The organism is Lysinibacillus sp. GW247-5R2A, from assembly GCF_059424475.1.
This window is the reverse complement of the sequence record NZ_JBWKZL010000014.1, coordinates 1-12789: the sequence shown is the minus strand read 5'-3', so window position 1 is coordinate 12789 and position 12789 is coordinate 1. Positions and strand designations below refer to the sequence as shown.

At 38.2% G+C, this 12789-nt stretch carries 9 protein-coding genes; 8 read left to right on the top strand and 1 reads right to left on the bottom strand.

Annotation, left to right across the window (positions count from 1 at the left end; all coding sequences use genetic code 11):
- Nucleotides 1-104: 104 nt before the first annotated feature.
- Nucleotides 105-1559 carry a helix-turn-helix domain-containing protein gene (locus AC07YC_RS19395; protein WP_494920178.1) on the bottom strand — a complete coding sequence of 485 codons (1455 nt, stop codon included), beginning with the start codon at nt 1557-1559 and terminating at the stop codon, nt 105-107.
- A 277-nt stretch (nt 1560-1836) separates the two neighbouring features.
- Between AC07YC_RS19395 and hutH the strand changes: the two genes are divergently transcribed.
- The 8 genes from hutH (at nt 1837) to AC07YC_RS19355 (ending at nt 12215) form a co-directional block, all read left to right on the top strand.
- Nucleotides 1837-3351: a histidine ammonia-lyase gene (hutH, locus tag AC07YC_RS19390; protein WP_494920177.1), complete on the top strand. Its 1515-nt coding sequence runs from the start codon at nt 1837-1839 to the stop codon at nt 3349-3351.
- 156 nt (nt 3352-3507) lie between these two features.
- A complete protein-coding gene (gene hutU, locus AC07YC_RS19385) occupies nt 3508-5178 on the top strand; it encodes a urocanate hydratase (RefSeq protein ID WP_494920176.1) in 1671 nt (556 codons plus the stop codon).
- The gene (hutI, locus tag AC07YC_RS19380) at nt 5175-6452 is read left to right on the top strand and encodes an imidazolonepropionase (RefSeq protein WP_336636447.1); all 1278 of its coding nucleotides are present in this window, start codon (nt 5175-5177) and stop codon (nt 6450-6452) included. Before hutU ends, hutI begins: the two co-directional genes overlap by 4 nt.
- 197 nt (nt 6453-6649) lie before the next feature.
- Nucleotides 6650-7450, top strand: a complete 801-nt coding sequence (locus AC07YC_RS19375) for an NUDIX domain-containing protein (RefSeq protein WP_494920175.1) — start codon at nt 6650-6652, stop codon at nt 7448-7450.
- A gap of 83 nt (nt 7451-7533) precedes the next feature.
- A complete protein-coding gene (locus tag AC07YC_RS19370; RefSeq protein ID WP_336637364.1) occupies nt 7534-8085 on the top strand; it encodes a cysteine hydrolase family protein in 552 nt (183 codons plus the stop codon).
- Between the two features lie 9 nt (nt 8086-8094).
- Nucleotides 8095-9576: a nicotinate phosphoribosyltransferase gene (locus AC07YC_RS19365; protein ID WP_494920174.1), complete on the top strand. Its 1482-nt coding sequence runs from the start codon at nt 8095-8097 to the stop codon at nt 9574-9576.
- Nucleotides 9577-9598: 22 nt separating this feature from the next.
- Complete coding sequence (nadD, locus tag AC07YC_RS19360; RefSeq protein WP_036122323.1) at nt 9599-10213, top strand: nicotinate-nucleotide adenylyltransferase; 615 nt, start codon at nt 9599-9601, stop codon at nt 10211-10213.
- Nucleotides 10214-10361: 148 nt separating this feature from the next.
- Nucleotides 10362-12215, top strand: coding sequence for an SLC13 family permease (locus tag AC07YC_RS19355; protein WP_494920233.1), 1854 nt, complete (start codon nt 10362-10364; stop codon nt 12213-12215).
- The last annotated feature ends 574 nt before the right edge of the window (nt 12216-12789 follow it).

Here is a 12789-nt window from a genome sequence, read left to right as displayed (position 1 = left end):
GTATTTATACTGAAAATGAAAAGAAGTATAAGAGTTAATACCCATAACACAAGCCTTTATTGAAAATGAAAACAACTAATTGAAAATTATCTGCAACGTTCTTTTTAGTTTTTTCGGTATCGATGAGGGGTCATACCGATTTGTTGTTTAAATATTTTAATAAAATAATTCGGGTCATCAAAACCGTTTAAATGAGCAACCTCACTAATTGCAAAATCTGTTTCTACTAGCATCTTACTAGCGTTTTGAATTCTAAATTGTTGTATATAGCGCTTAAATGGCAAACCTTGTTTCTTCGAAAAAATCGTACTTAAATAATTGGGGCTGATCCCAAGCTTACGGGCGACAAAGGGAAGAGACAAGGAACTATCTTTAAATTGCTGATCAATAATTTCTAAAGCGAGCTCAACATAATCAGCTCTTTTCTCCATGCGGGCTTCACGGGCTAGCTCTATTAATCTCTGAGTGAAAGAAATAATGCCATTGAGAATCGTATAAAAAATAGGATGCTCAATAATTAAATGAAATAGCTGACGGTAGTTTTGTTCAATGACTGCTTTTTCGTGTAGTTTATATTTCAACATAAAGCGCCGAATTTGTGCTAACACACTTGTTAGATGGATGCGTAGGTCATCCTGCTCGTAATAGATGCCTTCATTAGAAAGTCGATATAAAAATGTTTTTACAGCTTCGAGATTACCCTCCTCCAGGCTACTTATTAATAATTGTTGTTCCTCTGGTGTTAGTAATGGATCGAAGGGCTGTATTTCAAATTGTTTACTTGCGTAAAAAATATGACCGAATCCTTCATAAAAACTTTGATGAAGTGCACGCTTTGTTAATGTATACATATTTTTAATGCTTGTAATCGGTCCGTCATATATCCCGATATTTAAAGAACTATTGCTAAACAAACGCCATTCCTTCATAAGAGTACGTACATCCTTCTCTACCAGCTTTATGTCTTGCGCTTGAAAAAGGCAGACGATTCTATTCGATAAAGGATAGGTCTTCATATGGAAGTGAATAGATGTTTGTTGAAGCCAATTGTAAAGCTTGTTATAGGTCTCAGTGTGCTCAGGTTCAATTATTGTAAAGTGAATGCCAGTTTCAATAGAGTTTGATTTCGTATCCAAAAATAAATGATTATAAAATGATTCATTTGCAGCCTCCTGCGCAGTATCTGTAATTTGTGGTGAGCGCAAGGAAATTCCTGTCAGTTTTTGCTTTAATACTTCTAAATCAATGGGTTTTACAAACAGATGGGCTACCTGTAAATCTATGGCTTTCAATGCGTTTTTAAATAAGGGTTCTGTTGTTACAGCTAAAATAGCACCTGCAAGTTTTTGTAGATCTCGATAAAGAGAAGTTAAGCGATTATTAGGAATCAAGTCGATATTTAACAGTATGGCATCCGGTTCAAATTGACGGATGCATTGAGGTACATCAGACATAGTCGTGCACATATCAATGAGAACATCCCCTGGAAAATAGGTATGTAAAAACCACTTAATGCCTGCTAGTTCAGTGGGGTCTCGATCGATTAATAACAGCTTCATAACATCTAACCTCGCTTAAAATATTCTAGTTTCATATAAAAATACGATTATATTATTAAAAATAACATAGGAATCTGAAAAAAATCATGTTTTCTCTTTTAAAATTCTCTATATTCTGAAAAAAGTAGTTAGTACAATGGAAATAGAGTAATTGACCATTATTCAGCAGGACACTCGTTTATAATGAAAACGCTTAAAAGTAGTTGAATGCGGATGTGTTAGTGATTACGTTAAAATGAATTTTACATAAGCCATAAAGGGAATAGGGGGATGTCATGTGAAGTCGATCATCGAGCTTGATGGCCATACATTAACAAGACAACAAATTGAGGAAATCGTTAAAGGGCATGCAACAGTTGCACTTGCTGCAGATAGTATAGAACGTATTCGTTTAAGTAGGGAACGGATCGAAAAGCGCTTAGCAGAGGGCCAAACGATTTATGGTGTGAATACAGGCTTTGGAAAACTAAGCAATATAAAAATTGAGGAAGACGATATTGGGCTATTGCAACTGAATTTATTACGATCGGATGCAACAGGTGTAGGCCAGCCGTTTCCTACTGATGTTGTACGTGCCATGATGGTTTTACGTGCAAATGCCTTAGCTCGTGGATTTTCAGGAATTCGTGAGGAAACGGTACAGCTTTTATTAGATTTTATTAATAAAGGCGTACACCCAATTGTCCCTTCACAAGGCTCGGTTGGAGCAAGTGGGGATTTAGCGCCATTATCACATTTAGCTTTAGTCCTAGTGGGAGAAGGTAAGGCTGAGTTTAATGGAGAAGTGATGAGTGGTAATGAGGCGTTACAGCAAGCGGGATTATCACCTGTTCGACTACAAGCTAAAGAGGGGCTGGCACTTGTAAACGGTACACAGGCTATGACAGGTATCGGTGTCTTAACCGTTAATGAGGCTGAACGAATTGGGCTAGCAGCGGATATGGCTGCTAGTTTAACACTAGAAGCATTGAAGGGTATCACATCTGCGTTTGACCCAGCCCTTTTAGCAGTAAGACCACATCCAGAGTTAGAGCTTGTTGGCGGTCGTATTCGTAAGTGGCTTGAGGGAAGTAAGCGAGTGACAAAGCAAGGAGAAATTCGTATGCAGGATGCATATTCTCTGCGCTGTATTCCACAAGTGCACGGTGCTTCCTGGCAGTCTTTCTTTTACGCGGAGAACCGAGTACAAACGGAAATGAACGCCACGACCGATAATCCGATTGTTTTAGAAAGCGGTGAAGTACTATCAGGTGGCCATTTTCATGGTCAGCCAATTGCTTTAGCGATGGACTTTTTAAAAATTGGGGTAAGTGAATGGGCTAATATTTCAGAGCGCCGTACAGAGCGAATGGTGAATCCTCAATTAAATGAAGGGTTACCACCGTTTTTAGCGACAAATCCCGGGATTGAGTGCGGACTGATGATTGCTCAATATACAGCAGCATCTATTGTTTCAGAAAATAAAGTGTTGGCGCATCCTTCCAGTGTCGATTCAATTCCTACATCAGGGAATCAGGAAGACCATGTAAGTATGGGGACAACTTCTGCTCGTCAAGTACGTCAGATTGTCCGAAATGCTGCCCTAGTTATAGCGATAGAAATGATTTGTGCATCACAGGCTATTTATTTAGATAAAGCGGAGGCACAATTATCACCAACCACACGAAAGTATTTAGAGAAAGTTCGTGAGTTTTGTCCACCACTATTAGCAGATCAGCCGATCGGTGATGAAATTGAGGCATTGGCGGAGTATTTATTAACGAGTGATGCTCTAGTAAAGGAATATATGTAAAGTTGCTTAAATGATTTTAAGTTGGAAGAGCTGAGGCGAGACTTGGTTTTCTAAGTCGCCTCTGCTTTATAAGGGATTATTTGTTTTGATGTCTGAATATTCAGTTTTATAGAATTTTACAAATGTATGTATCATTTTAAAGGAGCGTGTTTTTTTATGGTATTTAAAACAAGTATTCGTGCACCACATGGGAATCAACTAACTTGTAAAGGATGGACGCAGGAAGCAGCGATGCGCATGCTGATGAACAATCTTGATCCTGAAGTAGCGGAGAACCCAGATGAGCTGATTGTTTACGGAGGTATTGGAAAGGCAGCTCGAAATTGGGAAAGTTATGAGCAAATAATTGCTTCATTAAAAAAACTAGAGAATGATGAGACATTATTGATCCAATCAGGGAAGCCCGTAGCTGTATTCCGTACACATGAACATTCTCCACGTGTTTTAATTGCCAATTCCAATCTTGTGCCAGCATGGGCTAATTGGGACCATTTCTATGAATTAGAAGATCGAGATTTAATGATGTATGGACAAATGACTGCTGGCAGTTGGATTTATATCGGCGCGCAAGGTATTTTACAAGGTACTTATTTATCCTTCGTAGAAGCAGGGAAAAAAGTATTTGGCTCTGCAGATTTACGCGGTAAATTCATCCTTACAGGTGGTATGGGTGGGATGAGTGGTGCACAACCTCTAGCTGGGAAAATGGCTGGCGCTGTCATTCTAGTTGTAGAAGTAGAGCGTGCCCGCATTGAACGTAAAATAAAAGAGGGCTATTGTGATTATCTTGTAGAAACTGTGGATGAAGCAGTTGCATTAGTAAATAAATTACGTGACCAAAAAGAACCAGCCTCGATTGGCCTTGTTGGAAATTGTGCAGATGTCAATCGTGAACTGTTGAATCGAGGGATCATTCCAGACTTTGTCACAGACCAAACCTCTGCACATGATCCGATAAATGGCTATATACCGAATAACATGACATTTGAGGAAGCATTAGCACTTCGTCAATCAGATGTAAAAACATATGAACGAAGAGCTAAGGAAACTATGGCAGAGCATGTTCGTACAATGCTAGAGTTCCAAGAGGCTGGTGCAGAGGTATTTGATTATGGCAATAATATTCGCGCCTATGCTAAAGAAATGGGCGTAACCAATGCTTTTGATTTCCCAGGCTTCGTACCAGCCTATATTCGTCCGTTGTTCTGTGAAGGGAAAGGGCCATTCCGCTGGGCTGCGCTTTCGGGAGACCCTGAGGATATTTATAAAACGGATGCACTTGCGAAAGAGATGTTCGCAGAAGATGAAGGTCTAGTGAATTGGATCGATATGGCACAAAAAATGGTTAAATGGCAAGGGTTACCTGCACGTATTTGTTGGCTAGGCTATGGCGACCGTCATCGCTTTGCATTAAAAGTAAATGAAATGGTAGCGAATGGTGAGTTATCAGCTCCAATTGTTTTTGGTCGTGATCATCTTGATTCAGGTTCTGTTGCTTCGCCAAACCGTGAAACTGAAGGGATGTTGGATGGTTCAGATGCAGTATCGGATTGGCCAATTTTAAATGCGCTAGTTAATACAGCAAGCGGTGCCAGCTGGGTAAGTGTTCACCATGGCGGTGGCGTAGGTATGGGCTATTCACAGCATGCAGGGCAAGTGTTAGTAGCAGACGGATCGGAGCTAGCAGCAGAGAAAATTGCTCGCGTGTTAATTTCGGACCCTGGTATGGGTGTAGCTCGTCACGCAGATGCAGGCTATGATATTGCTATTCAGACAGCTAAAAACAAAGGTGTGCAAATACCAATGTTAAAGGATGATGTAAAGTGACTATCTTAATTAAAAATGCTAATGAAGTGATTACATTAAAAAATAATGTACGAGGACCTCGCACAAAGGAGCAAATGCAAGCTATTGCTATAGTGGAAAATGGTAGTGTTCTTATTGAAGAAGATCGAATTGTTGCTGTAGGTGCTTTAGAGCAATTAGAGGTAGATTTTCCTGAACTAGTGAAGAAGGCTACTATAATTGATGCTTCTGGTAAGGTCGTTATGCCAGGGCTAGTGGATTGCCATACGCATCTCGTACATGGAGGAACCCGTGAAGAAGAGTTTAATATGCGGCTCAATGGTTCTACCTATATGGAAATCATGAATGCGGGTGGCGGCATTCACGCTACAACAAAGCGTACACGAGAAACTAGCTTTGATGATTTGTATGAAAAAACAAGAAAGCACTTAGATATATTTTTAAAGCATGGAGTCACAACCGTTGAAGCCAAATCAGGCTATGGATTGGATTGGGAGACGGAAAAGAAGCAGCTTGAAGTAGCGAAAAAATTGCAAGCAACGCATGATATGGATGTTATTAGTACTTTTATGGGTGCACATGCAGTACCTCGCGACTATAAAGGGCGTGAGGATGAGTTTGTGGATGTTTTGATTCATGAAATGCTACCCAAAGTTGCAGAGTTGGAACTAGCTGAATTTAATGATGTATTTTGTGAAAAAGGTGTCTTTACACCAGAACAATCTGAGCGTATTTTAGAGGCTGGGAAAGATCTTGGATTAACACCAAAAATACATGCTGATGAAATTGAGCCTTATAAAGGTGCTGAACTTGCTGCAGAAGTGGGAGCCATTTCGGCAGAGCATTTGTTAGTTGCCTCTGATGAAGGTATTCAAAAAATGGCTGAAGCGGGTACAATTGCTGTCTTGCTGCCAGGAACTGCATTCTTTTTACGTGCGCCTTTCGCGAGAGGTCGTCTAATGATTGATGAAGGGGTACCTGTAGCCATTTCAACGGACTTTAATCCAGGATCATCTCCGACTATGAGTCTACCGTTTATCATGAATTTAGCTTGCATGCATATGGGAATGACACTAGAGGAAGTACTAACAGCAACAACAATTAATGCCGCGTATGCAGTGAATCGAGGCGAACAAATAGGTTCCCTTGAGGTTGATAAAAAAGCGGATGTTATTATTTTAGATGTTGCTAATTATAAGCAATTACAATACTTCTATGGCATGAACCATACAAATACAGTTATTAAAAATGGGCAAGTTGTTGTACAAAATGGAATTTTGCTGAAAGAACAATAAAGTAAATGGGCATAAATAAGGCATAAAAGCTTTATTTATGCTTTTTTTATTTTGATTGAAAAATCTGATGATAATAGCTCTTTGGGGTACTAAATAAATAGGTTGCATTTTTTGGGGTAGGGGATTATAATTCAATTAAATAGTAATTCTGTAATTACAAATTACTAAAACCTTGTAATGATTAAAGGGGTTATATGATGTCAAAATTTCGGACGGAAGAAGAAATGCTAGCGCATTATGATTCTTCAAAATATAAAACACCTGATGGATACACAGCAGATATCGCAATTTTTACGATTACTTCGGAGAAAACAGAAGAAAAGGCACCGCCAAACATGACACTTAAAATTATGTTAATTAAGCGTGCTGCTAAAGATGCTGATGGAAATGCCAATATTGAAGGTGGAAAATGGGCGCTTCCAGGTGGGTTTGTAGATGCTCATCAAATGGAATCAGCCTATATTGCAGCAAAAAGAGAGTTAAAAGAAGAGACGAATGTAGAAGGGTTACATGTTCAGCACTTTGGTGTTTACGATGATATCCATCGAGATCCTCGTGGCTGGATGATTTCAAATGCTTTTTATGCGATTGTTCCTGAGGAGCATATGGAACAGCGACAAGCAAATGATGATGCAGATGATGTAGAGTTATTTGATATTGAAAATGTATTTACACTTCAACTAGCCTTTGATCATCGTAAAATCATTGCAGATGCACTCGAATTTATAAAAAAAGACATGGTGCAAACAACCGTTGCTAAAAACTTTTTACCGCAAGAGTTTACCTTATCAGAATTACAACGGGTACTACTGACAGTTGAAGACGATCCACGAATCGCTAATGATTCTGTATTTTTTACAAAAGCACCTAAACTACCTTTTATCGAAAAAGTAGTGGATGTAGAAGGAAAACCGAAGAAAACAAAGCGTAATTCGTTTAGGCCATCACAGTTGTATACTTTTAATGATTTTGAAGTGGTGGAATCAATTTATCATTAGGAAAGATTCGTCTTTCCTGATAACTTTAAAAACAGTAATTTGTAATTTTGGTATTACTAATTAAAAATTGGAGTGATAAAACGATGAAAAAGAGAGCATTAATTAATATAGATTACACTGTTGATTTTGTTGCAACTGATGGAGCTCTAACTTGTGGGGAGCCGGGACAACAGCTTGAGCAGGCAATTGTTAATTTAACAAATGAATTTATCTCAAATAATGAGTTCACAGTATTCGCTATAGATGTTCATGAGCAAGAAGATGTTTATCATCCTGAAACAAAGCTATTTCCACCACATAATATTCGTCATACCAAAGGGCGAGATTTATACGGAGCTTTAAAAACATTGTACGAAGGTAAGCAAGAATTGGAACATGTCTATTATATAGATAAAACTCGTTACTCGGCCTTTGCAGGGACAGATTTGGAGTTGAAATTGCGTGAAAGAGGCATTACAGAGCTTCATTTAATTGGGGTTTGTACAGACATCTGTGTTCTTCATACCGCTGTAGATGCTTATAATAAGGGGTTCGATCTTGTCATTCATAAAAACGCTGTCGCATCCTTTAATCAAACAGGACATGAGTGGGCTTTAAGTCATTTTGAGCATACACTTGGTGCCTCTGTTATTTGATAGTAAAGAATGGAGGGAAATGATGTGAAATACGCAGATGATAGTTTCATGTTACACACCGATTTATACCAAATAAATATGGTTCAGACCTATTGGAAGGACGCGGTTCATCAACGAAAGGCTGTTTTTGAGCTGTATTTTAGAAAACTTCCATTTGGCAATGGTTATGCGATATTCGCCGGCTTAAAAAAAGTAATGGAGTATATTAATAACTTTGGTTTTTCTCAAAGTGATATTGAATATTTGCGTGAAGAAGGGAACTATCCAGAGGAATTTCTCCACTATCTCCAGAATCTAAAGTTTACAGGAACTATAAGGGGGATGAGGGAAGGAGAGTTGGTTTTTGCCAATGAACCTATTCTGCGAATCGAGGCACCATTGGCTGAAGCGCAATTAATCGAAACCCCCTTGCTGAATCTTGTTAATTACCAAACGCTAATCGCGACGAAAGCTTCGCGAATTAAAGAAGTGACGGGTGAGGATATTGTGATGGAGTTTGGAACCCGTCGTGCTCACGAATTCGATGCGGCAATTTGGGGAACTCGTGCTGCTTATATCGGTGGCTTTTCTGCAACAAGTAATGTGCGTGCAGGTAAATTATTTGGTATTCCAGTTTCAGGAACACATGCGCATGCTATGATTCAAACCTACAGAGATGAATATACTGCGTTTAAAAAATATGCAGCCGCACATAAAGACTGTGTATTCTTAGTAGATACTTATGATACGTTACGGTCAGGTGTTCCGAATGCCATCAAAGTAGCGAAGGAATTGGGAGATCAAATTAATTTTACTGGTATCCGATTAGACAGTGGTGATTTAGCCTATTTATCAAAGGTAGCCAGAAAAATGCTAGATGATGCAGGCTTTAAGGAAACAAAAATTATGGCATCCAATGATTTAGACGAATATACTATTATGCATTTAAAATCTCAAGGGGCGAAAATTGATGCTTGGGGAATCGGCACGAAGCTAATTACAGCCTACGATCAAGCTGCTTTAGGTGGAGTATACAAGTTAGTCTCTATTGAAAATGAAAATGGGGAAATGGTTGATACTATAAAAATCTCTGCGAATCCAGAAAAGGTGACGACTCCTGGGCGCAAACGAGTCTATCGTATTATTAATAATGAGAATGGTCATGCTGAAGGTGACTATATTGCCCTTGATGAGGAAAATATTCAGCAAACAGAACGATTAAAGATGTTCCACCCTGTTCATACGTATATAAGTAAGTTTGTGACGAATTTTACAGCGATTGAGTTACATGAAAGCATTGTAGAAAATGGGAAAGTTGTATTTGAGGAACCTACAATTCAAGAGACACAAGCGTATGCAAAGGAAAATTTAAAATTATTATGGTGTGAGTACAAACGAACGATGAACCCGGAAGAGTACCCAGTTGATTTGAGTCAGGCTTGCTGGGATCACAAGAGAGCTATTATTCATGATATTAAAGAAAAAATTTCGAAGAAGATGGATACTAGATAAAAAATGACAGGAGGAAGATACGATGGCGAGAATAGGTATTTATGGTTCATCCTTTGATCCTATTACCAATGTTCATCTTTGGACTGCTAGCACGGTTGCACACCGTTGTAAATTAGATAAGGTCATATTTTTACCCTGTTCAAATAAGCGAAAAGATAAAACTATAAAAACAGAAGATAAGCATCGGTGGAATATGCTACATTTAGCAATTGCTAAGGATGATCGTTTTATAGCAGATTCCTATGAGATGGATCAAGAGGGATGGAATATTTACACGTATGACACGATGAAGTACTTTAGGGAAAAGCATCCAGAAGATGAAATCCACTTTATTATGGGCGCGGATTTATTAGTAGACATTGGTGCAGGATTATGGAAAAAGGGAGACGCATTAGTTGCCGAAAATAAATTCATAGTTATGGCGAGGCATGGGGTTGATATGCTATCAACAATTAGCCGATCCCCGATTTTAAGAAATAATGATGATGGGAGATTTCATCTTATTGATAAGGGCCTAGCCATGGAAATTAGCTCTACCTATATTCGGGAAGAATTTGCGATGGGTGGAGAGCCGAGATATCTTTTACCCAATGCTTGCTATGACTATATTAAAGAACATCATCTATATAAGAAATAAAAGTGTGGTTGCATGCCACACTTATTTTAATTTTGAAAAGATGGTGACTTTTACTATTTCTAGCCATTCATAAGCTATAATAGAAATAGCAATGGTGACGGCTTTTTTGCTGTCAAAAATTTTAATGATTAATGTTAGAAAGGAATTCATGAATGTGCAGCTTACATTAACATTTCTTATTTTAGGTGCAACAATTTTCGCATTTGTGACCAATAAAATACGAGCAGATCTTGTAGCAATTGTGTCACTTTTAGCATTTGTTATTACAGATATTCTAACGCCCACAGAGGCATTAGCTGGATTTTCAAACTCTGTAGTTTTAATGATTGCAGGGCTTTTCGTCGTGGGTGCAGGAATTTTACGCACAGGACTTGCGGGGATGGCAGGACAGTTATTACTTAAATGGTCCGGCAATAGTGAATTGAAACTATTTGTATTACTACTCATTATTGTTGGATCTGTCGGTGCATTTATGAGCAATACAGGTACTGTCGCATTAATGATGCCAATAGTTGTAAGTATAGCGATTAGTATGAAGGTCAGCCCTTCTAAATTTTTATTGCCACTCTCATACGTAGCTAGTCTATCGGGCCTTATGACGTTGATTGCGTCCCCAACCAATTTAATTGTCAGTCAGTTATTGGTAGATAGAGGATATAGCAAACTTGGATTTTTTGAAATAACTCCAATTGGTATAGTGGGTATGATTGCAGGAATTGCTTATCTAGTGCTTGTGCGCAATATTTTGTTACCGAAAGATCAACATCGTACGCAAACAAATGAGGGCTATAAGCTTTCACCGAAGAAAATCATAAAGCAATATGATTTAAATAATCGACTATTCAAAATTTCTGTTCCAGAAGAATCATCAATTATTGAAACGTCGTTAGCAGAGTTAAAGCTACCAGCCAAGTACACGCTTTGTATGATGAAAATTCATCGCAAGTCACAAGAAGGTATCAATTTACTACCTATGACGTATCAAGAAATGGCTGGTCCCACAAGTGTGATTCATGCAAAGGACGAGCTGTATGTTCAAGGGGAAGAAGAGGATATTCGTCACTTTGTTGATGATTATCACCTCGAGATGCAAGGATTAGTAGAAGGGGAAGCTGATGAATTGGTTTCGAAGCACCTCGGTATTGCAGAGGTATTGCTCACGCCAAATTCAAGCTTTACCAATGAAACAGTTAGTTCGTTAGGGTTTAGAGAAAAATACAATCTAAATATAATTGGTATTAATCGTAAGGGTGGTTATAAACTCCAAGACATGGTTTCGCATAAGTTGAAATTCGGAGACGCTATTTTAGTGCAAGGAGCTTGGGATGAAATTCTTTTATTAGCGAGAGAGACCCAAGATGTTGTGGTTGTTGGTCAGCCAAAGGAACACGCGAGTGTAGCTGCGGCAACAGGAAAAGCTGGAATTGCGGGGATTATTATGCTGTTTATGATTATGTTAATGGCATTCGAAATTTTCCCTGCTGTTATTTCTGTTATGATTGGTGCCGTACTAATGATATTAACTGGTTGCTTACGGAACATGGAAGATGCGTATAGCAATATGAATTTTGAAAGTATAGTGCTAGTGGCCGCTATGCTACCAATGGCGACAGCGTTAGAAAAAACAGGAGGCATGGCTATATTATCTGACGGGATTATTAAAGTACTTGGTGACTATGGTCCCTATGGTGTGCTCATAGGTGTTTATATTTTGACAGCAGTCTTTGGACAATTTATTAGTAATACAGCGACGGCTGTATTGTTTGCACCAATAGCTATGAGTGCTGCAATAGCAATGGAGGTTAATCCTACAACATTTATGATTGCAGTAGCAGTAGCCGCGAGTATGGCGTTTGCCACACCAATTGCATCCCCAACTAATGCGCTGGTAATGACAGCTGGAGGCTATAAATTTATGGACTTTGTAAGAATAGGGATACCGTTACAAATTGTTATGTTTATTGTCATGATGATAACCATCCCATTCTTTTTCCCATTATAAAATTCAGTTTAAGACTATAGATAAACTCAAACTTTTGAGTTTATCTATAGTCTTTTTTGAAATCAAGTAAAGTCGTTGACTCCATTTAGGAGTGTAGTGCCCCTCATTCTAGTTCACTTTTATATAAAAAACTGCATCTACATACTGAAAGGACGGTTTAATATCGATTTTTTTCCTGCTACCCAAAAAATCTATTAAATTTTTCTTGTAAGATATGATAAAATTATATTTTAATTAGTGGTATAACATAAACCTTAAGGGTGAAAATATTATTTTTAGTCAAAGATTTATTTTGAGTATTAATATAGGAAGTAATTCTGTGTGGAGAAAAAAAGTTAAACTTTTTTTGAAAAAGTGTTGACCTTTTAAAAATAAGGGTGTAGTATTATACAAGTCGCCACGGTGACACGCTAAAACAAAGCAAAACATGAACCTTGAAAACTGAACAAGCAAAACGTAATCAATAAAGTTTTTAGTAACTAGCCTAGCTAGTGAACAAAACAAAATTTTGGACATCAAAATTGATGCCAGCAAAACAATTTGAGCTAATCAAATTTCTTTTATGGAGAGTTTG